Raw genomic sequence first — 23,166 nt, 5'->3', positions numbered from 1 at the left:
GGAGCACACCACATGACCACAACACGTCCCGCCAAGACCCGCAGCGAGGGCCAGTGGGCGCTGGGTGATCGCGAACCGCTCAACGACACCGAGAAGATCAAGAACGACGACGCGCCGCTGAACGTGCGCGACCGCATCGTCAACGTCTACGCCAACCAGGGCTTCGACAGCATCGACCACTCCGATCTGCGCGGGCGGTTCCGCTGGATGGGCCTGTACACGCAACGCGAACAGGGCTACGACGGCAGCTGGACCGGCGACGACAACACCGACAAGATCGAAGCCAAGTACTTCATGATGCGGGTCCGCACCGACGGCAAACCGCTGACGGCGCACTCGATGCGCACCCTGGGTCAGATCTCGACCGAATTCGCCCGCGACACCGCCGACATCAGCGACCGGGAAAACCTGCAACTGCACTGGATCCGCATCGAGGACGTCCCCGAGATCTGGCGCCGCCTGGACGAAGTGGGGCTGCAGACCACCGAGGCCTGCGGCGACTGCCCGCGCGGCATCCACGGTTCGCCGCTGGCCGGCGACTCGCTCGACGAGGTGCTCGACCCCTCCCCCGCGATCGACGAGATCGTCCGGCGCTCCATGGGTAATCCCGAGTACGCGAACCTGCCGCGCAAGTACAAGACCGCGGTCTCGGGGCTGCAGGACGTCTCCCACGAGACCCACGACGTCGCGTTCGTCGGCGTCGACCACCCCGAGCACGGCCCCGGCCTGGATCTGTGGGTGGGCGGCGGATTGTCCACCAACCCGATGCTGGCCCAGCGGGTCGGCGTGTGGATCCCGCTCGACGAGGTGCCCGACGTCTGGGAGGCCGTCACCCGGGTGTTCCGCGACTACGGCTACCGGCGGATGCGCGCCAAGGCGCGACTGAAGTTCCTGATCAAGGACTGGGGCGTCGAAAAGTTCCGCGAGGTCCTCGAAACCGAATACCTCAACCGCCGGCTGATCGACGGCCCGGCCCCCGCGCCGGTCAAGCAGACCATCGACCACGTCGGCGTGCAGAAGATCAAGAACGGGCTCAACGCGATTGGCGTCGCCCCGATCGCCGGACGCGTCTCGGGCGCCACGCTGTCGGCGGTGGCCGACCTGATGGAAAAGGTCGGCTCCGACCGGGCCCGGCTGACCCCGTTCCAGAAGCTGGTCATCCTCGATGTTCCCGACGCCTTGGTCGACGAGACCGTCGCCGCGCTCGACGCCCTGGGCCTGCCGTCGCGGCCGTCGGCGTGGCGCAAGAACACCATGGCCTGCACCGGCATCGAGTTCTGCAAGCTGTCCTTCGCCGAAACCCGGGTGCGCACACAGACTTTGGTGCCCGAGCTGGAACAGCGCCTGGCCGACGTCGATTCGAAGCTCGACGTGCCGATCAGCGTCCACCTCAACGGCTGCCCGAACTCGTGCGCGCGAATCCAGGTCGCCGACATCGGCTTCAAGGGCCAGTGGATCGACGACGGCGAGGGCATTTCCGTCGAGGGCTTCCAGGTCCACCTGGGCGGCGGCCTGGGCGAGGCCAGCGGCTTCGGCCGGAAACTGCGCCAGCACAAGGTGACCAGCGACCAGCTCGGCGACTACATCGACCGGGTGACCCGCAAATTCCTCGAAAGCCGCGACGGCAGCGAAACTTTCGCGTCCTGGGCGCTGCGCGCCGACGAGGCCGACCTGCGATAGGAGTTGAGGACCCCGCCATGGTGGCGATGAACTTCACCAAGGAGCAGCTGCGTGAGCTGGCCGGGCGCGGCGCTTCCGAGATGGAGGGCGCCGGCGCCGTCGACATCCTGCGCTGGACCGACCAGCAGTTCGGCGGCGACGACTCGGCCAACTGCAAGTACGTGGTGACCGCCAACATGCAAGACGCCGTGGTGGTTTCGCTCGCCTCCGACGTGCGGCCGGGGGTGCCGGTGCTGTTCCTGGACACCGGCTACCACTTCGCCGAAACCATCGGCACCCGCGACGCGGTCGAGTCCGTCTACGACATCCACCTGCTCAACGTCGAACCCGAACACACCGTGGCCGAGCAGGACGAGCTGCTGGGCAAGGACCTGTTCGCCCGTGACCCCAACGAATGCTGCCGGCTGCGCAAGGTGCTCCCCCTGCGCCGCGCGCTGCGCGGCTATGCGGCGTGGGTCAGCGGGCTGCGCCGGGTGGAGGCCGCCACCCGCGCCAACGCCCCGCTGATCAGCTTCGACGAGTCGTTCGAGCTGATCAAGGTCAACCCCATCGCAGCCTGGACCGACGACGACGTCCAGGACTACATCGAGCGCAACAACGTCCTAATCAACCCGCTCGTCGAGGAGGGCTACCCGTCCATCGGCTGCGCCCCCTGCACCGCCAAGCCGGCCGAGGGTGACGATCCTCGCAGCGGCCGCTGGCGGGGACGAAACAAGGTCGAATGCGGGTTGCACGCATCATGAGCACACTCGTACTCACCGCCCACGGCAGCCGGGACCCACGGTCGGGCGCCAACGCGCAGGCCGTCGCCGACCGACTGGCCGGCATGCGCCCCGACCTCGACGTGCGGCTGGCGTTCCTGGAGCTCAACGAACCGAACTTCGCCGACGTCCTGGCCGGGTTGCCGGACAGCCGCCGCGCGGTGGTCGCCCCCTTCCTGTTGGCCAGCGCCTACCACGCGCGCCTGGACATCCCCAAGCAGATCGCGAGAGCCGGGGCCCACGGCATCCGCCAGGCCGACGTGCTCGGCGAGGACGACCGGCTGGTGTCGGTACTGCGCGAACGCCTGGCCGAGGTCGGGGCGTCCCCGCACGACGACGACCTCGGCGTGATGGTGGTCGCGATCGGCTCGTCCAACGCCGCGGCGAACGCGCGCACGTCGAAGGTGGCGTCCCGGTTGGCCGTCGGAACGCGGTGGGCCGCTGCGACGACGGCGTTCGCCACCCGGCCCGAGGCCTCGGTGCAACGCGCCGCCGGCCACCTGCGCCGCCGCGGCGCGCGCCGACTCGTCATCGCGCCCTGGTTCCTGGCGCCCGGGCTGCTCACCGACGGCGTCTCAACGTACGCGCGGGACAACGGCATTCCGATGGCCGCGCCGCTGGGCGCCCACCCGCTGGTGGCCGAGACCCTGCTCGACCGCTACGACGAGGCGCTGGAAGCCGATGCGGCGGCCTAGCGGCTGTTGATGTGGCTCAACAGATCCCGAACCGCCCCGGCCGGCGGCGTGCGCCCGCCCACCCAGATCGCGCGAAACTTGCGCCGTAAGTCCAGCTTCGGAATGGTGACCGCGCTCAGCCGGCCGACCGCCAGGTCGTCGGCCACCGCCAGCTTGCTCATGGCCGCCGGTCCCGCGCCGGCCAGCACGGCCGCGCGCATCGCCGCCGCCGACGTCAGCTCCAACACCGGCGGCGCTTGCTCCATGTCGTCGCCCAGCACCTGACGCAACGCCACCGTCAGCGAATCGCGGATGCCCGAATGCGGTTCGCGGGCAACCAGTGGCGTCTCCGCGAGTTCGCGAGCGGTGACACCCCGCGCCCGTCGCGTCCACTTGTGGCCCGGCGGCACCACGATCACCAGTTCGTCCTGTCCCACCACGCAGGTTCCTAAACCCTTTGGTGTGCCCGGGTTTTCGACAAACCCGAGATCCGCACTACCGTCGCGGACCGCGGCGATCGCGTGCTCGCTGTTGGTCGCGGTCAAACTCACCTGCGGCGCAACGACGCCGCGCCGCGTCGCCTCGGTCTGCAGGGACAGCAGCCAATGCGGCATCAGCTGCTCGGAGATCGTCTGGCTGGCCGCGACCCGGATCCGCTCGCGGCCTTCCTTGCGCAGCGATCCCATGCCCGCGTCGAGCTCGGTGGCGACCTCGAGCAACCGCCTCGCCCAGTCCGCGACGATCAGGCCCGCCGGCGTCAGCTGCGAGCCGCGCGTCGTCCGCACCGCCAGCGTCACCCCGATCTGGGCCTCCATCGACGCGAGCCGCCGCGAGATGGCCTGCTGGGTCAGCCCGAGTTCGCGCGCGGCGCGGCCCAGGCTGCCGGTCTCGGCGATCGCCAGGAACACCTCGAACGAGGCGAGCTCGGGCATTCGCGGGCTGAGCGGCATGGCTGATCACATCACAATCAATTCGTGTGACACAACGATAGCTTGTGACTCCACAACGCCGGGACCTCTACTCGCCCCCCGTTGCGGCGAGAACCATGGGGTGATGGCCTACGTGATCGCCGAGCCCTGCGTCGACATCAAAGACAAGGCGTGCATCGAGGAATGTCCTGTCGACTGCATCTACGAGGGCGCGCGGATGCTCTACATCCACCCCGACGAGTGCGTCGACTGCGGCGCCTGTGAGCCGGTGTGCCCCGTCGAGTCCATCTACTACGAGGACGACCTGCCCGGCGAATACGGCGAGTACACCCAGATCAACGCCGACTTCTTCACCGAGCTGGGCTCGCCCGGCGGTGCGTCGAAGGTCGGGCTGACCGAGAACGATCCCGCCGCGGTCAAGAACCTCGAGAGCCGGGCAGAAGCCACGTAGGGCATTTCGTAAGGTGAGCGGATGCGGACAGCTCGAATCATCCATGTCATCCGGCAGATAGGGTCGCTGATCGTCACGGCGGTGACCGCGGTGTCCACGCTCAACGCGTACCGGCCGTTGGCGCGCAGCGGTTACCTATCGCTCTTCTCGTTCATGTTCGGGCTGGTCGTCACCGAGTTGCCGTTGCAGACCCTGGTCAGCCAGCTCGGCGGTCTGGCGTTGACCGCTCGGCGCCTGACGCCCCCGGTGCGCATCGCCGCGTGGGCGGTGGCAACCGTGTCGGCGATGGGCTTGCTGAACTTCAGCCGCGCCGGGCACAAGGCGAACGTGCCGCTGACCCGGGCGTTGGACGAGGGCCTGGGCGCGGCTCGTCGCACCGAGTCGGGCGACCTGTGGCGCCGGCCGGCCGGCGGCGGGACCGCCAAGACGCCCGGGCTGCTGCGGATGATGCGGATCTACCGCGATTACGCCCATGACTCCAACATCAGCTACGGCGAATTCGGCCGCGCCAACCACCTGGACATCTGGCGCCGTCCCGACCTCGACCCGAGCGGAAAGGCGCCGGTGCTCTTCCAGATCCCGGGTGGCGCCTGGACGACGGGAAACAAACGCGGACAAGCCCATCCGCTGATGAGCCACCTCGCGGAGTTGGGCTGGGTCTGCGTGGCGATCAACTACCGGCACAGCCCGCGCAACACCTGGCCCGACCACATCATCGACGTCAAGCGCGCCCTGGCGTGGGTCAAGGCGCACATCGCCGAGTACGGCGGCGACCCCGAATTCATCGCCATCACCGGCGGTTCGGCCGGCGGCCACCTGTCATCGCTGGCCGCTCTCACTCCCAATGACCCGCAATTCCAGCCCGGCTTCGAAGACGCCGACACCCGGGTGCAGGCGGCCGTGCCGTTCTACGGCGTCTACGACTTCACCCGGTTCAACGACGCGATGCACCCGATGATGCCGGCCCTGCTCGTCAAATCGGTTGTCAAGCAACGGCCTTCGACGAATATGCAGCCGTTCATCACCGCGTCGCCGGTCAACCACGTTTCGGCCGAGGCTCCCCCGTTCTTCGTCTTGCACGGCCGCAACGACTCGCTGGTGCCCGTCGAGCAGGCGCGTGGATTCGTCGAGCGGCTGCGGCAGGCGAGCAACCAGCCCGTCGTGTACGCCGAATTGCCGTTCACCCAGCACGCTTTCGACATCTTCGGTTCGGCGCGCGCGGTGCACAGCGCGGTAGCCGTCGAACAGTTCCTGGCGGAGGTCTATGCGACGCGGCGCCAGGCCAACGTGGCCTAACCGCCCAGCATCTGGGCCACCACGCCGGCGATGATGGCCTCGGGGTCCCGCTCGATGCCCACGCTGAGCAGCTCGCCACCGATTGCGAGCGACGCGACGCCGTGCACCAACGACCACAGCGGCGCGGCGAGTTCACGCGGGTCTTGACCGGCGACGATGCCCGCCTGTTGGCAAGTCACGATCGCGTCGAGCAAGTCGCCGAACGCCTGCTCGCCGGCGACGGCCAGGTCGGGGTGGTCGGCCTTGGAAAGCTCGGCGCCGAACATCACCCGGTAGTGATCCGGGTGGGCGACGGCCCAGCGCACGTACGCGCGGCCGAGTTCGACCACCCGGTCCTTCGGGTCGGGCGCGGCGTCGGCGGACGCGGCCAGTTCGGCGTGTAGGTCGCGAAAGCCCTGTTCGGCCACGGTCGCGAGCAGCGCGGCCTTGTCGGCGAAGTGCCGGTACGGGGCGGCGGCGCTGACGCCGGCGCGCCGTGCCGCCTCGGTCAGCGTGAAGCCTTTCGGCCCCTTCTCGGCCACCAGCGACAAAGCCGCGCTGCTCAGGGCGCGTTTGAGGTCGCCGTGGTGATAGCTGTCCCGACGCGCCGCTACTTTCCGCTCCCGTGCCATGTTGACGACATTAACATTAGGGACTATGTTAAAGCCATTCACATCTTTGGAAGGGGCTGAAATGGACCAGCAACTCATGACCCCCCGCGCCGGCGACCGCGACCGGGAGAGGGCGGCGAACCGCCTGGGCCAGGCATTCGCGCAGGGCTACCTGCAGCTGGATGAGTACGAGCAACGGCTGCAGGCCGTGTTCGGCACGCACACCACCGAGGAGCTCACCCAGCTCCTCGCCGACCTGCCGCTCGAGCGGATCCGGCGCGCGGACCCGCGCCGCCGCGCCGCCCGCGTCGAGGCCGCCCGCCGCGGCGTGCGCCTTCACCTCGCCGCCTACCTGGCCATGACTGTCATCGTGCTCACCGTGTGGGCGGCCGTCGCGGCCACCACCGACGCCACCTACTTCTGGCCGATCTGGCCCATCCTCGGCGCCGGTATCGGCCTCGTCAGCCACGCCCTGGGCATTCGCCCCGGCGTGAAAACTCTTGCGAAGTAAGGGGTCAGCCATGTCATGGGCAGTCATCACCGGCGCCAGCTCCGGGCTGGGCGCAATTTTCGCCGACCAGCTGGCGCAGCGGGGGATGTCGTTACTGCTCGCCGGGCGTGACGAAGCACGGCTGAGTGCGGTGGCCGAGCGGGTCAACCAGCGAGTCGAACTGGCAGTCGGCGATCTTGGCACACAGGCCGGCGTCGATGCCCTCGTCGCGCGCCTGGACGGGCGGGAGGTCGACGTGCTGGTCAACAACGCCGGCTTCGGCACCTACGGCCCGTTCGCCGAGCTCGACGCTGAGCGTGAGCGCGAGCTGGTCGCAGTCAACGTCGACGCGCTGGTGCGGCTGAGCCACGCGGTGCTTCCCGGCATGCTGGCCCGCGGCCGGGGCGGCATCCTGAATGTCGCGTCCACCATCGCGTTTCAGCCCGGGCCGTATCAGGCCACCTATGGCGCGTCCAAGGCGTTCGTGTTGTCGCTGAGCCAAGCGCTATGGGCGGAGACTCGCGGTTCGGGGGTCACCGTCACGGCGTTGTGCCCCGGACCCACCCGGACTGGGTTCGTCGATGCGCTGGGATCGGACGTCTCGCACACCGCGATCTATCGCCGCCTCGCGGCGCCCGAGCCCGTCGTGGCCGCCGGGCTGCGCGCCCTGGACCGGGGCCGCGCCGTCGTCGTGCCCGGGTGGCGCTATCGGCTGATGACGACGAGCACACGATTGATGCCCGGGTGGGTCTCGTCGCTCGTCACCGCACGGATGCTGCGGCCGGCCGCGTGACGGAAACCCTTGTGCTGCAGGCTATGTCTTGGGACGCACGCCGGCCGCGCGATACACGAAAACCGGCTGGACCGGATAGCGCAGCGTCGTCGTGGGCAGCGTCTCCAGCACACCGTCCGGGATGGCCTTCCTGTAGTTGAGCCTCATCGACCCGCTGAAGGCCGGGTCGACGCCGTGCAGGTCGATTTCCAGCTTCAGCCCTTTGCCGGTGATGGTGGCCCGGGCCGGCCCCTCGCCGCTGTCCCAGGCGCAGTCGATCGATCGCAGGTTGGCGTCCCCGCGCGCGGGAAGTGTGGCGACGATCCGGGCGGACGTGAACGCGAAGGCGCCCGTGTAGCGGGATACGCCGGAAGCCGAATAGACCCCCGGCACATGGCCGCCGAAGTGCCGGCTCACCCCGACTTTGCCGGCGCTGAAGATGACGCCCTCGGCCTCGAGCTCGTCGCGCAGCGCCGCGGGGAGTTTGCCGATTTCGGACAAATTACGGAGAAAGCCGAACACGCACCAGACCGTAGCGCGAGGTCCGGCCGGTGCGCACTCGTTTGCCGGAGAGCTTTACTGCACCGTGACGTCGGCCGTATAGGTGCACGCCGGTTTGGAATCCTTGTCGACGAAGCTGGTGTAAGACGTGCCAATGGTCGTGGTCCCCGGCTTCAGCGCGGTGAACTTCCACACCTCGGTGCCAGGCGCCCCCAACGCATCGGAACTCGGCGGCACGAACTCGTGACTGGTTTGCTTCAGGATCACCGGATCGCCGACCTTCATCTCCGGCGTCCACCGGTACGGCGTGGTGTAATTCGAGCCCAACTTCACGATCAGCGTGTTGCCGACGGCCAAGGTCATGCTCTGCTTGATGACGTCCTGGGTGAGCACGTCGTTCATGGGCACCTGCAGCGTCTTGGTTGACGGCGGGTTCCTGGATTGGAAGTGGCATGCCACCACCGTTGACGAAACGAGGATCGCGACGGTCACCAAGAGCCTGATCTTCCCGACAGTCATCGAGCCCATTATGGCCTGAAGCCCTGATCGCGCGCGGCCGGCCGACTCACCGCAGGTCGTTGCGGCGTCGTCCGGTCAGGATGAGTAGAGCAACCGGCAGCAGAGCAAGCGTCAGCGTTGTTGTTTGCTCCACTGCGGCCGCTGTCGCGAAGTTCTCCAGGTGGGTGGCGTGGAAGATCCAATGCGGCACCGCGAACAGAAGGTAGGCGCCCAAGGCAACCCGGACGAGGCGCCGATCCATCGTGGTGGCGGCGGCGACGAAGACGAGCGCAAGCCCGAGGTTCATCGCCCCGTAGTCGCGCATGAGATGTTCCGAGTACGGCGGTACGAGGTCGACCCAGGGCACGCAGTCGTAGAAGGTCCGAGGAAAGAACGTCGCGAGGAGTCCGACCACTGCCTCCACGAACGTCAGAAACCACAGCCCGGCCCGAAGGGCGGGGCTGGTCAGCCGGGCAGTCATCGCGACGCTTTGCGCGGAAGGCGCGGAAGGTAAGCGCGGATCGCGTCGTGGTAGGGCAGTTGGCCCGCGTCGACCTGCTCCTGGAGGTACTGCTCGAAGCTGATCGCACCGGCGGCGTGCTCCGGGGTTAGCAGGGCGCCGGCGCGCAATCCGCGAAACACCTTGCCGGGCAACCTGATCGGGACGACTCGTCGACGCTTACCCACAATCGCCAGGTAGCTGCGGGCGAGGTCTTCGAGTGCGCGCGCCTGCGGGCCGCCGAAATCCGGCGCACGTCCGATCGGCTCGCCGAGCGCCAACCGAGCCAACCGCTCGCCCAGGTCGCGCACGTCGACCGGTTGGAACTTCAGGCCCGACGGCAGGACCATGACCGGCGGTTTCGCGAGCATGCGCAGAATGACGGCGATCAGATCGTGAAACTGGGTCGCCCGCTGCACCGTCCACGGCAGGCCCGACTCAGCGATCATGCGTTCGTTGGCGAGCATCATGCGGTACAGAGCGAATGGGACGCGGTCGATTCCGACGATGGAGACGTACACCAGATGCGGTGAGCCCGCCCGTTTCGCCGCAGCGACCAAATGCTCGCAGGGATAGACGCAGTGCACGATCGTGTCGACGCCGTCAACGGCCGCATCGAGCCCGTCGCCGGTTCGCACGTCGCCCACCACATGCTCGACGTCCGTGCGCTGGTGCCGCCGACGTCCGCGGCTCAGAACGCGGACGTCCTTGCCGGCGGCCGTCAGCTGGTCGACGACGACGCGACCCACGGTGCCGGTGCCGCCTGTGATCAGTATTCGATTGGTCATACCCTTATGAACCGGGCAGACCCGCCGGATGTGACAACTGCTCGGCGAGGAACCGCAATTTGTCGGGATTGGCCATCGCCCGCAGGGCTGCGATTTGGTCGCCGATGATCTCGAAAGACAGCACGCCGGTCAGCGTTTCGCCGTCGAATGCCAGGATCGCCGGCTCGCCGTTGACCTCGGCGACATCGAGGCGCAGCCCCAGCCGCGGGATGTTCCTGCCGAACGCGCGGGCCATATAGGAGGCCACGCGGTCGCGGCCCGAGATCGGGCGCCGGGCGGCCGCCACCTTCCCGCCCCCGTCGGCCGTCGAGGTCACGTTGTCGGTCAGGATCTCGACGAGCCCGGCGACGTCGCCGGCGCGGGCGGCGCTGAAGAAGCGGTCGACCAGGCGTCGCCACTGCGCGCGATCGGGCTGGAAACGCTGCCGCGGTTCACCCAAGCGCTGCCGCGCTCGCCGGTACAGCTGGCGGGCGTTGGCCTCCGAGGTCTGCAGGATCTCGGCAATCTCGGAATGGCTGTAGGCGAATGCTTCTCGGAGTACGAACGCCGCGCGCTCCGTCGGGCTGAGGCGCTCCATCAGGCTCAGCAGCGCGATCGAAATCGACTCGCGTTGTTCGGCGGTATCCAAGGGGCCGAGTGCGCGGTCGTCGGTGAGGACCGGTTCCGGGAGCCACGGCCCCGGATAGACCTCCCGGCGGGCGCGCGCCGAAGTGAGCCGGTTGAGACACAGGTTTGTGACGGCCGTGGTGAGCCACGCCGGCAGCGACTCGATCGCCTCCGCATCCGCGGTGTGCAGTCGCAGGTAAGCATCCTGGACCGCGTCTTCGGCCTCGCTCGCCGAACCCAGCAGCCGATACGCCAACCAGAACAGGCGCGGCCGCTGCGACTCGAACGCCTCCGCGACGTCGCTCACGCCACCAACACTGCCACGTTTCGGGCGCGCGTTTGCTGCGGGTCCGGTAGCTTCTGTGCATGTTTGGCATCATCCGGCCCTGTCGTCATCGGCTCGGCGGCGAGTTGGCGGCGGCCTGGACAGCCCAGTTGTGCGGATTGTGTCTGGCGCTTCGGGACGACTACGGCCAGACCGCGCGCATCGCCACCAACTACGACGGGTTGGTGGTTTCGTTGCTGGTCGAGGCGCAGTCGGTGGGGCGGCCGGCCCGCCGCACGGCCGGCCGCTGCCCGTTGCGCGGGATGCGCCGCGCCGACGTCGCCGCCGGTGACTGCGTGCGGCTGGCGGCCGTCGTGTCGTTGGCGCTCGCCGCGGCGCGGGTGCGTGACCACGTCGACGACCGCGATGGCGTGGTCGGCGTGGCCGGCGTCCGGCCGGCGGCGCGCCGCATCGCCGAACGCTGGGTGCGTCAGGGCACCGACACCGGTCACACCCTGGGCTACGCCCAGGCCGGTTTCAGCGCACAAAGCGGAACGCCGCGCGGCCAGCAGGAGCCCATCAACTTCGGCGACCAGCCCGAACAACTCGGACCCGAAGGTGAAACCCCCGCTCCCGGACGCAAGAAGCGCGGCGGCGACACCGGATGGTGGTGCTGCTGCGATGGCTGCGATTGCTGCTGCGATTGCGACGACTGCTGCTGCGACTGCTCTTGAGGGGCCCGAACGCTCAGGCATTTCACGACTCTCGATTCTGATAGCGCGGGCCCTATCGAGTTTGAGGGTCGCACGATGCCCGGGACTCGGGGCTGAAGTGGCATCTGTGACGGCGCCCTCCGTCTAAGCCCCGATCGGCGCGAAGCCCGCAGGTCCGGCAGGATGGGCTGGTGTTTGGCCTCGTCCTGATCGTTGCGCTCGTCTCCACCGTTATCGTCGGGACGGTCCTCGGCCGGCGCTACCGCGTTGGCCCCCCGGTGCTGCTCATCGTGCTCGGCACGCTGCTGGGCCTGATCCCCAGCCTGGCTCACGTGCACGTCAACGGGGAGATCGTGCTGTTGCTCTTCCTGCCGGCGATTCTCTACTGGGAGGGCCTGAACACCAGCTTCCGGGAGATCCGAGCGAACGCGCGCATCATCGTGTTCCTCAGCGTCGCGCTGGTGATCGCGACGGCGGTGGCCGTGTCGTGGACGGCACGGGCGCTGGGCATGGACTCTCACGCGGCGGCCGTGTTGGGCGCCGTGCTGTCCCCCACCGACGCCGCCGCCGTGGCCGGCCTGGCCAAGAAGTTGCCACGGCGCTCGGTCACCGTGCTCAAGGCCGAGAGTCTCATCAACGACGGCACGGCGCTGGTCCTCTTTGCCGTCACGGTCCACGTCGCGATCGGCGGAGCCCAGATCACCCCGATCGACCTGGTTGGTCGTTTCGTCGGTTCGTACCTCGGCGGCATCGCCGCCGGACTTCTGGTCGGTGGAGCGGTCACGCTGTTGCGCAAAAGACTTGACGCGCCGCAGGAGGAAGGGGCGCTGAGCCTGCTGACGCCGTTTGCGGCGTTCTTGCTGGCGCAGAGCATGGATTGCAGCGGGGTGGTCGCGGTCATGGTCGCGGCATTGATGCTCGCCTACGCCGGGCCGGTGGTGATCCGCGCGCGATCCCGCCTGCAGGCCTACGCGTTCTGGGACAGCGCAACCTTCTTGCTCAACGGCTCGTTGTGGGTGTTCGTCGGTGTCCAGATACCGGGGGCGCTGCGCGGCATTGCCGGCGTGGACGGCGGGATTCGCCACGCCCTGTTCATCGCGCTCGCCGTCACCGCCGTCGTAATCCTGTCGCGCATCTTCTGGGGCGAAATCACCGTGCTGTTGATCCGGCTGATCGACCGCCGAGAAGCGCAGCGGGAACGTCGCGTCAACTGGCGTCAGCGTTTTGTCACCGCGTGGGCGGGATTCCGCGGGGCGGTGTCACTTGCCGCGGCGCTGGCCGTCCCGCTGACCACACTGAGCGGCGCGCCCTTCCCGGACCGCAGCCTGCTCATCTTCATCGTGGTCGTCGTCATCCTCGTGACGGTCCTCGTCCAGGGCACCACGCTGCCCGCGGTGGTGCGCTGGGCGAAGATGCCCGAAGACGTGGCCCATGCCGAGGAATTGCAGTTGGCTCGCACGCGTGGCGCTCGAGCCGCCCTCGACGCGTTGCCGACGGTTGCCGACGAGGTCGGCATCGGCGACGACCTCCGCCGGCGGCTGCAGAAGGAATACGAAGAAAAGGCCGCGCTGGCCCTCGCCACCGAAAACGACTCGACCAACAGCCACCTCGTCAAGAAGAAGGAGCTCGTCCGTCGGGTGCGGCTGGGCATGCTCGAGCGCAAGCGCCAGGAAATCACCGCGCTGCGCAATCAAAACCTCATCGACGACATCGTCCTGCGCGAGCTGCAGAACGAGATGGACCTCGAGGAAGTGCAACTGCTCGACGCCGCCGACAACGAGTAGGGCCCGTCGGTCGTCGACCGTACAGTCGGCTCCATGTTGCAGACGGTGGCGATTCGCGGCTATCGCTCGCTGCGTGAGGTGATAATGCCGTTGAGTCGGCTGTCGGTGGTCACCGGCGCCAACGGCGCCGGCAAGTCCTCGCTGTACCGCGCGTTGCGGTTGCTGGCCGATTGCGGACGCGGCGAGGTGATCGCCTCGCTCGCCCGCGAGGGCGGGCTGCAGTCCGCGCTATGGGCCGGACCCGAGGAGCTCAAGGGCGCCCGCCGGACCGGCAAGGTCGAGGGCACCGTGCGCACCCGGCCGGTATCCCTCGAATTGGGTTTTGCCTCGGACGATTTCAGCTATCTGGTCGACCTCGGCATGCCGCAGATGGCCGGGCCGAAATCGGCCTTCGGCCGCGATCCCGAGATCAAGCGGGAAGCGTTGTTCGCCGGGCCGGTGCTGCGGGCCAGCGCGACGCTCGTGCGCAGGACGCGCGAATTCGCCGAGGTGAGCGCGGATTCGGGCCGCGGGTTCGACGAGTTGTCCCGTTCGTTGCCGACGTACCGCAGCGTGCTGGCCGAGTACGCCCACCCGCACGCGCTGCCCGAGCTTGCGGCCGTGCGCGAGCGGCTGCGCGGGTGGCGGTTCTACGACGGCTTCCGCGTCGACGCGGGGGCACCGGCCCGGCACCCGCAGGTGGGTACCCGCACCCCGGTGCTCTCCGATGACGGCAGCGATTTGGCCGCCGCCATCCAGACGATCATCGAGGCGGGTTTCGACGACCTGAGCCGCGCCGTCGCCGACGCCTTCGACGGCGCCACGGTGTCGGTCGCCGTTCATGACGGCCTTTTCGACCTGCAGCTGCGGCAGCGCGGCATGCTGCGGCCGCTCCGTTCGGCCGAATTATCCGATGGCACACTGCGATTTCTGCTGTGGGCCGCCGCCTTGTTGAGCCCGCAGGCGCCGTCGCTGATGGTGCTCAACGAACCGGAGACCTCGCTGCACCCCGACCTGGTGCGTCCGCTCGCGGGCCTGATCCGCACCGCCGCCGCGAGGACGCAGGTCCTGGTGGTCACCCATTCCCGTGCGCTGCTCGAAGCCACCGGCGACGACGCCGTCGAGATCGAGCTCTATAAGGAGTGGGGCGAGACACGCATCGCCGGGCAGGATCTGCTGACGACGCCGCCGTGGGACTGGGGCAAGCGCTAGTTTTTGCGGGGCGCGCTCTTTTCTACGAATGCATCGCGGGCGCGTAAGAGATGCCGATGATCGTGCCCTCGATGGACTGCAGTCGAGCGACGGTTTGGCCCCACGGCTCGGTATGCGCGTCGTGCAGCAGCGTGAAGCCCTTCTGCGTCAACTCGTCTGCTGCGACCTGGACGGCGTCGGCGTCCGCGACCTCGAACTCGACGCTGGCCTGCGGCACCCGCCGCTCAGGTGGCCAGTCGGGCGCACCAAAGCAAGCTTGCGCAGCCTGAGTCAGCGGCCAGACGCCGAAGGACTTGCATCCGTCGATGCCTTCACTGTGGAGATAGCCGTCGGCTTCCGCGGTCAGGGGCAGGCCAAGCGCGTCCACGTACAGGCTTCGGCTGACCGCCGGAGCGGGAGTGATTACTGCAATGCTCGTGATGAATTGCACATCCATGGCTTCGCCTTCCAACGCGAATTCGGCTGACCCACCGATCGTGGCATCCGGTACCCACACTCCAGGCTAGAGCGCAGCCCTCAGATATTGCCCGGTAGGCAATCTTGCTCGCCGGGCAAGTTTTGCGTACCTTGGGGCCATGACCGAGCAGCCGCGCGGATTGCGGGAGCGCAAGAAGGCCGACACCCGCCGCGCCCTCAGCGACGCCGCGCTCAACCTGGCCGTCGAACGCGGGCTGGACAACGTAACGCGCGAGGACATCGCCAACGTGGCCGGAGTTTCGTTGCGCACCTTCAACAACTACTTCGGCGGTAAGTACGAGGCACTCGCCTACCGGCAGACCGAGCGCATGCGCCGCAGCGTGGTCGCGCTGCGGCAACGCCCGGCGGGCGAGCCGCTGTGGGGGTCGATCACGCATGTCGTGCTCGAAGCCTTGGAGGCCGACTTCGGCGACGTGTACGGAGAGGAAAACCTGGTGCCGAGCCGCCAGGAGCTCGTCGAGGTGCGCAAAATGCTGATGAACCCTCAGGTGCGTAATGCATTGCCGCAGGACCTATTCGATGAGTGGCTCGCGGTGATCGCCGAACGCACCGGCACGGACCCCGAGCATGACCTGTACCCGCAACTGGTGGTGGCGATCGTGCGTGCCGTCGGCGACGCCGCGGCCGATGCCTACGTGCGAGCCGACCCGCCCGTCCCGATCACCGACCTGATTCGCGAGGGCTTCGCCGCCGTGAGCGCCGGCCTGCCCGAACCCGTCGAGCGCACCGAGGAGACCCATGACTGACGAACACGCCGACATCGTCATCTCCGGCGCAGGCCCGAACGGGCTCCTGCTGGCGTGCGAGCTCGCGCTGGCCGGCATCCGGCCCGTCGTGCTGGATGCCCTGCCCGGGCCCAGCTCCGAGCCAAAGGCGAACGGCCTTGTGGGACAGGTGGTTCGGACACTCGACATGCGGGGCCTGTATCGGGAGTTCACCGGCGACCCCAACCCACCGCAGCCGGTCTACGGGTGGATCTTCGCAGCCATGACCTTGGACTTTTCCGGCCTGCCCGACAGCCCCATGTATGTACGCGCTGCCCATTCAACAGCCCCGAGTGGTGCGGCTACTGGAGAAGCGGGCCCGCGACCTTGGCGTGGATCTGCGCTGGGGGCACGAACTGACGGATTTGGATCAGGAGCCGGAATCCGTTGGGGTGCAGGTGTCTTCGCCCGAGCGTGAATATCGCATCGACGCCGACTACCTGGTGGGTGCCGATGGCGGACGCAGCCTGGTGCGCAAGACGGTGGGCATCGACTTCCCCGGCACCACCCTGGACATCGTGGGCCGGCTTGCCCACGTGCACGTCCCGGACGAGTACCGCCGCGCCGACGGCGGCCTCGACATTCCCGGGTTCGGCCGGCTCGCCTTCGGGCACACGCGGTTGGACCGGGGCGGACTGATTTACGCCGAGTTCGAACCCGGTCGATCGCTGTTCGGGACCTTCGAATTCGGGCCGCCGGTCGAGGACAAACCGATGAGCGTGGCCGAACTGCTCGCAAGCGCCCGCCGCGTCCTGGGCGTCGACGTCCCGTTCGAAGAGCCGAAAGGCCCTGCACCGCATGCTCTTCGGCGGATCAACGGCCAGAACACCCGCCACGCCGAGCACTATCGCGACGGGCGGGTCCTGTTGCTCGGCGACGCCGCCCACGTGCACAGCGCGATGGGCGGGCCCGGCCTGAACCTGGGCCTGCAAGACGCCATGAACCTGGGCTGGAAGCTGGCCGCCCACCTCAACGGCTGGGCGCCGGACAGGCTGCTCGACACCTATGAATCCGAGCGACATCCCGTCGGCGAGCGCGTCATGATGCATTCGCAGGCGCAGACCGCGCTCATGTTGCCGGGTCCCGAAGTCGCCGCGCTGCGCACACTGCTGGGCGAACTTTTCACCCTCCGCGACGTCGCCCAGCACATGGCCGCGCTGCTCGCCGGCACCGACGTGCGGTACGACGTGGGTGACGAGCACCCGTTGTCGGGTTGGCCCGTGCCCGAGTTGACCCTCGCGGACGGCCGACGGGTCACCGAGCTGCTCCACGACGCGCGCCCGGTGCTGCTCGACTTCGACGGCGGCGCCGGGGCCGCGGCGTCGGCCTGGGCCGATCGGGCCGACATCGTCACGGCGACGCTCGACGGTCCGTCCGCCGCGGCATTGTTGATCCGGCCCGACGGGTACGTCGCCTGGGCGGCGGGCGAATTCGGGCCGGCCGACGAAGCCGGCCTGCACGCGGCGCTGCGGCGCTGGTTTGGGCCCGAGTCCAGCGGTTAGGGTGAAAGCCGAACGTCTCCGACCGGCCGGAAATGGGTGATGGCGGGAGCGACCCACTGGCGCAGGTACTCTCGCAGCTCCGGGCCCGACCGCGGCGGTCGTCCGGGATCGACGATGAAGGATTGCAGAATCCGGAGCATGAACTCGACCAGCCCGTCACGCCTGTCGTCGGTGATGCCGGCGCTGTCCCAATCCACGTTGAACCGGTCGATGATTGAGCGCCCCAGCGCAAGCGCGACATCGGAGGTCACGCTCGCCGAGTACGACGCGGCCTTCTCTGAGGTCAGAAGCAGCCCGAGGTACTTGTCCTGAGGAAGCAATTCCAACGTGTGGGCGATGCCCTCGACCACCGCCTCGGCAGGGTCGTGAATGGGCTCCAGGTGGGCCGCCAACCGGTCGAGGGCGGGGCCCACTTCGGACAATGCCGTCGCGACCAGTAACGCGTCGGTACTCGGGAAGTAGCGGTACACGGTTTGGCGGGTGACCCCCAGATCGCGCGCGACGTCGCTGATCTTGATGTCCGGGCCTGATTGATCTATCGCGCGGCTCGCCGCGGAAATGATTCGCGCGATGGCTTCGTCGTCGCTCGATGGCAGCGCGCCTGCCCAGCCATGTCTGCGCATTTACCGTGCCCTCACGGTGAGTATGGTCGCACGAGCAGTCAACTCAACGCGACGCCTATTTCCTCGGCGAATACCTTGACCATGTGTTGCACGCCGATCTCGTTGCGGCCGATCACCATATGGTCGTGTTGGGCCTGGCGCACACCTTCGCCGCACTGCGGCAGCATCGCGAAATCCTCGTCCCGCACCGCCGCATGTACGGCGTCGTAGATCATGTCGTAGCCGGTTCGTTGGTCGTCGCTGGTCGCCGGGATGCGCGCCAACCAGCTGTGCCGCACGGTGCAGCGCGTGGGGGCGCCGGCGGGCAGGATGTCGATGACCTCCACGCCCACGTTGCTATTGGCCAGAATCAGGTTCGGGTAGATCCAATAGATCAGACCCATGTTGTCCCGTACGTCCCATGATCCGCTGGCATCGGTGTCGAGGTTGACGATCCAGTTGAACGGAAAGCCGAGCCGGTGATGCTTGCCGTACTCGTCGTAGATCGCCACGTTGGGCAGGGCGTTCTGGCCAATCAGGCTCTCGCCGTGCACAAACGGGAAGTGGTATCCCTCCGCGAACGCCTCCAGCGCGCCCTTCCACGACACCTCGGAGGTGAACTCGCGGTGCGCGTGATACCCGAAGGATTCGTAGTCGAGTTCGGCCAGCTGTGAACGCAGCGGACCCAGATGCCCGTCGACGTCGATGGAACCGTCGGCGCTGAGCACCGCCCAGATGAAGCCGTACGCTTCCTGGCTGGGCAACTCGACAAGCCCGTAATCGTCGGTGTCCACGCCCGTGAATCCGGATTTACCTGGGACGCTGAACAATTCGCCGGTGTTCTTGTACGTCCACGCGTGATACGGGCAGGTGAAGCGGGACGCGTTGCCCGCCCCGCATGCCGGCATCGCGCCGCGGTGGCGGCAATAGTTGAGGAAGACGTGGCTGGCTCCAGAGCGGTCCCGGGTCATCAGCAGCGAACTGCCCAACACCGAGCGGACTTCGAAGTCGTTCGGATTTGGGAGCTGCACACTCGGCAGGATCGCCAGCGGGGTCCGCCGCAGAATCTGCGACTCCTCGATGTCGGCGACTTTGGCATCCCGGTAGTAGTGCAGCGGCACCCGCAGAACGTCATCGGCCAGGTCGGTCGTCTTGTCCAATACCAGCCGCAAGGCTCGTCGCGTCAAATCCTCGTTGAGCTCAAGCGGCCGCACGCTTTCGATCGTCACAGCTCGGACCATACACTGGAGCACCTGTGGATGGTCAAGTGTCGGTGGTCGCAACCGCGACTGCGCTTAGACCGCTCGGCGGAATTCATGGACTGTTCAGACCAGCGCCAGGTCCACATTGTTGAATGCACACGCGCACCGCGTGTCCTCACGTTATGCGCGTTGTACAGGTCGCCAACTTCTATGGCCCTCGCTCCGGCGGCCTTCGCACCGCGGTGGACCGGCTGGGCGCCGAATATTGCGCCGGCGGCCATGAGGTGTTCCTGATCGTGCCCGGGCAGCGTGCCGAGCGCAGTCGGCTGCACACCGGGGTTGTGCGAATCACCCTGCCCGCCCGGCTGATTCCCCTCACCGGCGGCTACCGCGCCGTGCTGCCCGGACCGGTCAAGGCGCTGTTGGAGGCGTTGCGGCCCGACGCCCTGGAGGTCTCCGACCGGCTGACCCTGCGATCACTGGGCCGGTGGGGGCGCGACCATGGCGCCACGACGGTCATGATTTCCCATGAGCGGCTGGATCGGCTTGTGGGACAGATCCTTCCGCGCCGTGCCGCGGTGAAATTCGCCGATCTGGCCAACGCGCGCACCGCGGCCGATTACGACACGGTGGTGTGCACCACCGGTTTCGCGCGCGAGGAATTCGACCGCATCGGCGCGACGAACACCGTCACCGTCCCGCTGGGCGTGGATCTGCAGACCTTCCACCCGCGCCGGCACTCGTACCTGGTACGGCGGCGCTGGGCCACCCCGACCCAGCTGCTGGTGGTCCATTGCGGCCGGCTGTCGGTGGAAAAGCGGGTCGACCGCAGCATCGACGCGATCGGCGAGTTGCGCCACGCCGGGGTCGATGCCCGGCTCGTCGTCGTGGGCGAGGGGCCGTTGCGGGCCAGGCTGGAGCGGCAGGCCGCCCGCCTACCGGTGGACTTCACCGGCTTCGTCTCCGATCGCCACACGGTGGCCGGGCTGCTGGCCTCGGCCGACGTGACCCTGGCACCCGGGCCGCACGAGACTTTCGGGCTCGCGGCCCTGGAGTCGCTGGCCTGCGGGACGCCGGCCGTGGTCTCGCGCACCTCGGCGCTGACCGAAATCATCACCGCGGACAGCGGTGCCTCGGCCGACAACCACCCGGCCGCCATCGCGCGGGCGGTCAGCGCCGTCACCAGCCGTCCCGAGCACCACCGCCGCGTCTCCGCGCGGCGCCGTGCCGAGGACTTCACCTGGCACCGGGCGGCAACGGGCATGCTGGCCACGTTGGGGGCACCCGTACTGGACGAGGACCCCGGCGACGCCGAGCACACGGCTTAGTCGCTCCCGGAACGCTCCGGCTTCCAGCCGACGTACGTCAGATACAGCCCGGCGGCGGCGATGCACCCGAACAACACCCAGATCGCCACGGACATGCCCGAGGTGTAGATCGCATCACCGGCCGCATCGTAGGCCCGGGGCACCGTCAACAACAGCACCCCGCGTATCAGGAAAAACCAGCCCACAGCCGACACCATGACGGCCGCCAGACTGCGCCAATACTGGTGAAACGCGATGATGAAGATCCCGCTCATCAACAGGATCGCGCCATAAAGCCAGGGCCACATGGGATTTGCCTTGAACTCGGTGAACAGCTCCCGCATGTACGAGCCGCGCACCGCGACCGTGATCGGCACGATCGTGAGGTAGGGGCCCAGCACGCGGGCGAACATGCGGGTACGGGTCTGCGATTGCTCGGGGGTGCTCATTACCGCTGAAACTCCTTAAAAGTCGGAGGCTGCCCACGATCCGGGCGGATACGGCGGAACGACGCCGGCGAAGGCGCCATCGGTGAGCCTGCACAGGGTGTCGGAAATCGTTCCGGCGTTGGCCAATACCTTCGCGTCGCTGCCCGGTGCGACACGCACAACCACCGCCTGCCAGAAGTAGCCGACGCCGCCGTGTTCGTACCAGACGAACCAGTCGGTGTCGCGATTGCCGGCACGAATCAGCCGGCGGAACGGCAACGTCGGATCGCTGACCGAGTCGGTCGCGTTGAACCGCGCGCCGATGTCGGCGATGGGCGGCAGCAGCTTGGTCAGCTCCGGCGGCAGCTGGGACAAGTGCTGCACTTCCCGCACGGGTGTCGTCAACGCGCACTGGGTGTTTGGCATCGCTTCGGCGGGGACCGCCGTCACCAGAGCCGACGCGGCCGCGATACAACCGCTGAGTCCATAGCTGATGCGCGCCACGATTTGCTCCATCCGCTCTACCGCTACCAGGACGCTACGCCACCCCTTGGGAGAACGCCGCGACTTTTCGCGCGGCCGCTAGGCTCATTGCTGACGATCAGGGAGGCGAATCGGTGGGAGCACGAGACCAGGTGTTGATCACCGTCGCAGAGTTGGCAGGCCTCCTGGAGGCCGGCGATCCGGTAACCATCCTCGACGTGCGGTGGCGCCTCGACGAGCCCGACGGGCGGCCGGCCTATCTGGACGGCCACCTGCCGGGCGCGGTGTACGCATCCCTCGAAGACGAACTCAGCGATCACACGGTCGCCGGACGCGGCCGCCACCCGCTGCCGTCGGGACACGATCTGCAGGTCGCCGCCCGCCGGTGGGGAATCCGGGAGGACGTGCCGGTCGTGGTCTACGACGACTGGAATCGCGCCGGCTCGGCGCGCGCCTGGTGGGTGTTGACGGCGGCCGGCCTGCGCGACGTCCGCATCCTCGACGGCGGCCTGGCCGCCTGGCGATCGGCCGAGCGGAGCCTCGAAACGGGTCAGGTGATACCGCAGCCCGGGAATGTGACTGTGCCGCACGATGATCTGTACGCCGGTGGTCGGCCCACCCTGACCGCCGAGCAAGCAGGCAACGGCGCCGTGACGCTGCTCGACGCGCGGGCGCCCGAGCGCTTCCGCGGCGAAATCGAACCGCTCGACCCCGCCGCCGGGCACATCCCCGGCGCCACGAACCTGCCCAGCACCGCGGTCCTGGCGGCCGACGGCACGTTCGTCGGCGGCGACGCGCTCGGTCAAATTCTGGCCGAACACGGCGTCGATCGCGGCAGCCCGTTGGGCGCCTACTGCGGCTCGGGCGTGACTGCCAGCGTCACGATCGCCGCGCTCGCCGCGCTGGGCCGGAAAGCGGCGCTGTTTCCCGGGTCGTGGTCCGAATGGTGTTCGGACCCCGCCCGCGCCGTCGCCCGCGGTCCCGAGTAACGGTCACAACCCGCCCCAGCTCTGCAGGAAGGCGGCGGTCACCCGGGCGGCGTTATTCGCCGCGATCCGCTTGTAGCAAAAGAACTGGAACGGAAAGCCCGGCAGGTGGAGCGGATCGCCCGGCCCGTCCGTAATGGCCCGGATGCCCAGGAAGGGGACGCCGTGCGCATCGGCGACGGCCTGCGCCGCCGCGGTCTCCATGTCCGTCGCATCGTAGGCCGGGTCCGCCGTCGAGACGATGTTCAGGTTGCTGATGAGCGCGCTTCTGAGCCAGCGGCCGGCCGCCTGCCGGAAATTGCCCGTGTACTTCAGCGACCGATCGGGCGCGCGGCGGGGCTGGCAGCCGAAAACGTCGCCGCCGTTCGGGATGCAGGGAAACGCCACGCCGTTGTTGTTGTCCCAACTGCAACCGTCGCCGCCGACGACGATGCGCGGCCGGCGTCGCAGATCGATCCTGCCGGCGACGCTTTCCAGTGCGGCGGAGAGCTTCTCGGCCGTGGCCAGCATGGCGGGATCGACCGGGTGAAACGTCGTGCCGTGGTCCAATGTCCAGCGCGCCGGTACCGCCACGTCCGCGATGCTGGTGCGCGACGCCCCACCGGCGACCCCCGAAAACACAACCGCCCCAATCTCGTTGGACGATCCGCGAGCGAAGCGGGCCAACGCGGCCTCGGTGGTGTCGACGGCGTTCACCAAACCGATGCCGGTCATCGCCACGATCACCTTCTTGCCGGCGATCGCGCCCAGATAGAAGTGCCGCCGGTCGGCCACGACCACCGGGTCGGGTTCAAGCGTGGTGTGGGACCGCACCGCGTCGGCTTCGGCCGGAAAGGCGGACAGCACCAGCGTGCGCCGTTCACCGCGATCCGCACCAGCACGCATCGACCCAGTAAACGCCACCACAGGCGCGGACGGGGCCGACTT

The 23,166-nt window shown here is 68.3% G+C and carries 26 protein-coding genes and 1 pseudogene; 14 read left to right on the top strand and 13 right to left on the bottom strand.

The window, feature by feature from the left end; genetic code table 11:
• Positions 1-12 precede the first annotated feature (12 nt).
• Genes H7J89_RS04985 through H7J89_RS04975 form a run of 3 tightly spaced genes read left to right on the top strand, consistent with a single transcriptional unit; the run spans position 13 to position 3,136 of the window.
• A complete protein-coding gene (locus H7J89_RS04985) occupies positions 13-1,680 on the top strand; it encodes a nitrite/sulfite reductase (RefSeq protein ID WP_264037026.1) in 1,668 nt (555 codons plus the stop codon).
• 17 nt (positions 1,681-1,697) lie between these two features.
• Positions 1,698-2,423 (top strand): phosphoadenylyl-sulfate reductase, encoded by a 726-nt coding sequence (locus H7J89_RS04980; protein WP_264037024.1) that lies wholly within the window; start codon positions 1,698-1,700, stop codon positions 2,421-2,423.
• Positions 2,420-3,136, top strand: a complete 717-nt coding sequence (locus H7J89_RS04975) for a sirohydrochlorin chelatase (RefSeq protein WP_264037022.1) — start codon at positions 2,420-2,422, stop codon at positions 3,134-3,136. Before H7J89_RS04980 ends, H7J89_RS04975 begins: the two co-directional genes overlap by 4 nt.
• Here H7J89_RS04975 and H7J89_RS04970 read toward each other — a convergent pair.
• Entirely contained in the window at positions 3,133-4,065 is a 933-nt protein-coding gene (locus tag H7J89_RS04970; RefSeq protein WP_264037020.1) for a LysR family transcriptional regulator, read from the bottom strand. The two genes, H7J89_RS04975 and H7J89_RS04970, sit on opposite strands and share 4 nt — an antisense overlap.
• A gap of 103 nt (positions 4,066-4,168) precedes the next feature.
• On the opposite strand from H7J89_RS04970, the gene fdxA reads away from it, so the two are divergent.
• On the top strand, positions 4,169-4,495 hold the full coding sequence (gene fdxA / locus H7J89_RS04965) for a ferredoxin (RefSeq protein ID WP_067212196.1): 327 nt from the start codon (positions 4,169-4,171) through the stop codon (positions 4,493-4,495).
• A 21-nt stretch (positions 4,496-4,516) separates the two neighbouring features.
• On the top strand, positions 4,517-5,791 hold the full coding sequence (locus H7J89_RS04960) for an alpha/beta hydrolase (protein WP_264037018.1): 1,275 nt from the start codon (positions 4,517-4,519) through the stop codon (positions 5,789-5,791).
• Here H7J89_RS04960 and H7J89_RS04955 read toward each other — a convergent pair.
• On the bottom strand, positions 5,788-6,402 hold the full coding sequence (locus H7J89_RS04955; protein ID WP_264037016.1) for a TetR/AcrR family transcriptional regulator: 615 nt from the start codon (positions 6,400-6,402) through the stop codon (positions 5,788-5,790). The genes H7J89_RS04960 and H7J89_RS04955 overlap by 4 nt on opposite strands.
• A 61-nt stretch (positions 6,403-6,463) precedes the next feature.
• Here H7J89_RS04955 and H7J89_RS04950 point away from each other — a divergent pair, with 61 nt between their 5' ends.
• Together H7J89_RS04950 and H7J89_RS04945 are read left to right on the top strand one after the other, a co-directional pair.
• Positions 6,464-6,892: a DUF1707 domain-containing protein gene (locus H7J89_RS04950; protein ID WP_264037014.1), complete on the top strand. Its 429-nt coding sequence runs from the start codon at positions 6,464-6,466 to the stop codon at positions 6,890-6,892.
• 10 nt (positions 6,893-6,902) lie between these two features.
• Complete coding sequence (locus H7J89_RS04945; protein WP_264037012.1) at positions 6,903-7,664, top strand: SDR family NAD(P)-dependent oxidoreductase; 762 nt, start codon at positions 6,903-6,905, stop codon at positions 7,662-7,664.
• Between the two features lie 21 nt (positions 7,665-7,685).
• On the opposite strand, the gene H7J89_RS04940 is transcribed toward H7J89_RS04945, so the two are convergent.
• Genes H7J89_RS04940 through H7J89_RS04920 form a run of 5 tightly spaced genes read right to left on the bottom strand, consistent with a single transcriptional unit; the run spans position 7,686 to position 10,842 of the window.
• Positions 7,686-8,165 carry a hypothetical protein gene (locus H7J89_RS04940; protein WP_264037010.1) on the bottom strand — a complete coding sequence of 160 codons (480 nt, stop codon included), beginning with the start codon at positions 8,163-8,165 and terminating at the stop codon, positions 7,686-7,688.
• A gap of 54 nt (positions 8,166-8,219) precedes the next feature.
• Entirely contained in the window at positions 8,220-8,672 is a 453-nt protein-coding gene (locus H7J89_RS04935; protein ID WP_264037007.1) for a protease inhibitor I42 family protein, read from the bottom strand.
• A 37-nt stretch (positions 8,673-8,709) separates the two neighbouring features.
• Positions 8,710-9,123: a hypothetical protein gene (locus H7J89_RS04930; RefSeq protein WP_264037005.1), complete on the bottom strand. Its 414-nt coding sequence runs from the start codon at positions 9,121-9,123 to the stop codon at positions 8,710-8,712.
• Positions 9,120-9,929: an SDR family oxidoreductase gene (locus H7J89_RS04925; protein ID WP_264037003.1), complete on the bottom strand. Its 810-nt coding sequence runs from the start codon at positions 9,927-9,929 to the stop codon at positions 9,120-9,122. Before H7J89_RS04925 ends, H7J89_RS04930 begins: the two co-directional genes overlap by 4 nt.
• Before the next feature lie 4 nt (positions 9,930-9,933).
• Positions 9,934-10,842, bottom strand: coding sequence for an RNA polymerase sigma-70 factor (locus tag H7J89_RS04920; RefSeq protein ID WP_264037001.1), 909 nt, complete (start codon positions 10,840-10,842; stop codon positions 9,934-9,936).
• Between the two features lie 59 nt (positions 10,843-10,901).
• Between H7J89_RS04920 and H7J89_RS04915 the strand changes: the two genes are divergently transcribed.
• From H7J89_RS04915 to H7J89_RS04905, 3 genes are all read left to right on the top strand, one after another.
• The gene (locus tag H7J89_RS04915; RefSeq protein ID WP_264036998.1) at positions 10,902-11,534 is read left to right on the top strand and encodes a DUF5685 family protein; all 633 of its coding nucleotides are present in this window, start codon (positions 10,902-10,904) and stop codon (positions 11,532-11,534) included.
• Positions 11,535-11,704: 170 nt separating this feature from the next.
• Positions 11,705-13,297, top strand: a complete 1,593-nt coding sequence (locus tag H7J89_RS04910) for a Na+/H+ antiporter (protein ID WP_264036996.1) — start codon at positions 11,705-11,707, stop codon at positions 13,295-13,297.
• Between the two features lie 33 nt (positions 13,298-13,330).
• Positions 13,331-14,488, top strand: coding sequence for an AAA family ATPase (locus tag H7J89_RS04905; protein ID WP_264036994.1), 1,158 nt, complete (start codon positions 13,331-13,333; stop codon positions 14,486-14,488).
• A 22-nt stretch (positions 14,489-14,510) separates the two neighbouring features.
• Here H7J89_RS04905 and H7J89_RS04900 read toward each other — a convergent pair whose 3' ends face one another.
• A complete protein-coding gene (locus tag H7J89_RS04900; protein ID WP_264036993.1) occupies positions 14,511-14,924 on the bottom strand; it encodes a VOC family protein in 414 nt (137 codons plus the stop codon).
• 139 nt (positions 14,925-15,063) lie between these two features.
• Here H7J89_RS04900 and H7J89_RS04895 point away from each other — a divergent pair, with 139 nt between their 5' ends.
• Both H7J89_RS04895 and H7J89_RS04890 read left to right on the top strand, forming a co-directional pair.
• Positions 15,064-15,711 carry a TetR/AcrR family transcriptional regulator gene (locus tag H7J89_RS04895; protein ID WP_264036991.1) on the top strand — a complete coding sequence of 216 codons (648 nt, stop codon included), beginning with the start codon at positions 15,064-15,066 and terminating at the stop codon, positions 15,709-15,711.
• Positions 15,704-17,231, top strand: a pseudogene (locus H7J89_RS04890) (FAD-dependent monooxygenase). Before H7J89_RS04895 ends, H7J89_RS04890 begins: the two are co-directional and overlap by 8 nt.
• On the opposite strand, the gene H7J89_RS04885 reads toward H7J89_RS04890, so the two are convergent.
• Complete coding sequence (locus tag H7J89_RS04885) at positions 17,228-17,854, bottom strand: TetR/AcrR family transcriptional regulator (protein ID WP_264036988.1); 627 nt, start codon at positions 17,852-17,854, stop codon at positions 17,228-17,230. The pseudogene H7J89_RS04890 and the gene H7J89_RS04885 sit on opposite strands and share 4 nt — an antisense overlap.
• Positions 17,855-17,892: 38 nt before the next feature.
• Positions 17,893-19,062, bottom strand: a complete 1,170-nt coding sequence (locus H7J89_RS04880; protein ID WP_264036986.1) for an aromatic ring-hydroxylating oxygenase subunit alpha — start codon at positions 19,060-19,062, stop codon at positions 17,893-17,895.
• A gap of 155 nt (positions 19,063-19,217) precedes the next feature.
• On the opposite strand from H7J89_RS04880, the gene H7J89_RS04875 reads away from it, so the two are divergent.
• Positions 19,218-20,363 carry a glycosyltransferase gene (locus H7J89_RS04875; protein WP_264036984.1) on the top strand — a complete coding sequence of 382 codons (1,146 nt, stop codon included), beginning with the start codon at positions 19,218-19,220 and terminating at the stop codon, positions 20,361-20,363.
• On the opposite strand, the gene H7J89_RS04870 is transcribed toward H7J89_RS04875, so the two are convergent.
• Together H7J89_RS04870 and H7J89_RS04865 are read right to left on the bottom strand one after the other, a co-directional pair.
• Positions 20,360-20,791, bottom strand: a complete 432-nt coding sequence (locus H7J89_RS04870; RefSeq protein WP_264036982.1) for a hypothetical protein — start codon at positions 20,789-20,791, stop codon at positions 20,360-20,362. The genes H7J89_RS04875 and H7J89_RS04870 overlap by 4 nt on opposite strands.
• Positions 20,792-20,806: 15 nt before the next feature.
• Positions 20,807-21,274 carry a hypothetical protein gene (locus H7J89_RS04865; protein ID WP_264036980.1) on the bottom strand — a complete coding sequence of 156 codons (468 nt, stop codon included), beginning with the start codon at positions 21,272-21,274 and terminating at the stop codon, positions 20,807-20,809.
• A gap of 113 nt (positions 21,275-21,387) precedes the next feature.
• On the opposite strand from H7J89_RS04865, the gene H7J89_RS04860 reads away from it, so the two are divergent.
• Positions 21,388-22,242, top strand: coding sequence for a sulfurtransferase (locus H7J89_RS04860; RefSeq protein ID WP_264036978.1), 855 nt, complete (start codon positions 21,388-21,390; stop codon positions 22,240-22,242).
• A 3-nt stretch (positions 22,243-22,245) separates the two neighbouring features.
• Here the strand turns inward: H7J89_RS04860 and H7J89_RS04855 are convergent, their stop codons facing one another.
• Positions 22,246-23,124: a 5'-methylthioadenosine/S-adenosylhomocysteine nucleosidase family protein gene (locus tag H7J89_RS04855; protein ID WP_264037108.1), complete on the bottom strand. Its 879-nt coding sequence runs from the start codon at positions 23,122-23,124 to the stop codon at positions 22,246-22,248.
• Positions 23,125-23,166 lie beyond the last annotated feature (42 nt).

This window comes from Mycobacterium paraffinicum, from assembly GCF_025822865.1.
Taxonomy (GTDB): Bacteria; Actinomycetota; Actinomycetes; order Mycobacteriales; family Mycobacteriaceae; genus Mycobacterium; species Mycobacterium paraffinicum.
This window is presented reverse-complemented; position numbering and strand designations above follow the sequence as displayed.

What these genes read in the sequence shown, in the direction of transcription:
- H7J89_RS04935 (WP_264037007.1), bottom strand. Translation starts at nt 8,672, where the DNA reads ATGGGCTCGATGACTGTCGGGAAGATCAGGCTCTTGGTGACCGTCGCG.
- H7J89_RS04885 (WP_264036988.1), bottom strand. Translation starts at nt 17,854, where the DNA reads ATGCGCAGACATGGCTGGGCAGGCGCGCTGCCATCGAGCGACGACGAA.
- H7J89_RS04915 (WP_264036998.1), top strand. Translation starts at nt 10,902, where the DNA reads ATGTTTGGCATCATCCGGCCCTGTCGTCATCGGCTCGGCGGCGAGTTG.
- H7J89_RS04955 (WP_264037016.1), bottom strand. Translation starts at nt 6,402, where the DNA reads ATGGCACGGGAGCGGAAAGTAGCGGCGCGTCGGGACAGCTATCACCAC.
- H7J89_RS04980 (WP_264037024.1), top strand. Translation starts at nt 1,698, where the DNA reads ATGGTGGCGATGAACTTCACCAAGGAGCAGCTGCGTGAGCTGGCCGGG.
- H7J89_RS04960 (WP_264037018.1), top strand. Translation starts at nt 4,517, where the DNA reads ATGCGGACAGCTCGAATCATCCATGTCATCCGGCAGATAGGGTCGCTG.
- H7J89_RS04870 (WP_264036982.1), bottom strand. Translation starts at nt 20,791, where the DNA reads ATGAGCACCCCCGAGCAATCGCAGACCCGTACCCGCATGTTCGCCCGC.
- fdxA (WP_067212196.1), top strand. Translation starts at nt 4,169, where the DNA reads ATGGCCTACGTGATCGCCGAGCCCTGCGTCGACATCAAAGACAAGGCG.
- H7J89_RS04985 (WP_264037026.1), top strand. Translation starts at nt 13, where the DNA reads ATGACCACAACACGTCCCGCCAAGACCCGCAGCGAGGGCCAGTGGGCG.
- H7J89_RS04855 (WP_264037108.1), bottom strand. Translation starts at nt 23,124, where the DNA reads ATGCGTGCTGGTGCGGATCGCGGTGAACGGCGCACGCTGGTGCTGTCC.
- H7J89_RS04970 (WP_264037020.1), bottom strand. Translation starts at nt 4,065, where the DNA reads ATGCCGCTCAGCCCGCGAATGCCCGAGCTCGCCTCGTTCGAGGTGTTC.
- H7J89_RS04950 (WP_264037014.1), top strand. Translation starts at nt 6,464, where the DNA reads ATGGACCAGCAACTCATGACCCCCCGCGCCGGCGACCGCGACCGGGAG.
- H7J89_RS04895 (WP_264036991.1), top strand. Translation starts at nt 15,064, where the DNA reads ATGACCGAGCAGCCGCGCGGATTGCGGGAGCGCAAGAAGGCCGACACC.
- H7J89_RS04945 (WP_264037012.1), top strand. Translation starts at nt 6,903, where the DNA reads ATGTCATGGGCAGTCATCACCGGCGCCAGCTCCGGGCTGGGCGCAATT.
- H7J89_RS04905 (WP_264036994.1), top strand. Translation starts at nt 13,331, where the DNA reads ATGTTGCAGACGGTGGCGATTCGCGGCTATCGCTCGCTGCGTGAGGTG.
- H7J89_RS04930 (WP_264037005.1), bottom strand. Translation starts at nt 9,123, where the DNA reads ATGACTGCCCGGCTGACCAGCCCCGCCCTTCGGGCCGGGCTGTGGTTT.
- H7J89_RS04900 (WP_264036993.1), bottom strand. Translation starts at nt 14,924, where the DNA reads ATGGATGTGCAATTCATCACGAGCATTGCAGTAATCACTCCCGCTCCG.
- H7J89_RS04925 (WP_264037003.1), bottom strand. Translation starts at nt 9,929, where the DNA reads ATGACCAATCGAATACTGATCACAGGCGGCACCGGCACCGTGGGTCGC.
- H7J89_RS04875 (WP_264036984.1), top strand. Translation starts at nt 19,218, where the DNA reads ATGCGCGTTGTACAGGTCGCCAACTTCTATGGCCCTCGCTCCGGCGGC.
- H7J89_RS04975 (WP_264037022.1), top strand. Translation starts at nt 2,420, where the DNA reads ATGAGCACACTCGTACTCACCGCCCACGGCAGCCGGGACCCACGGTCG.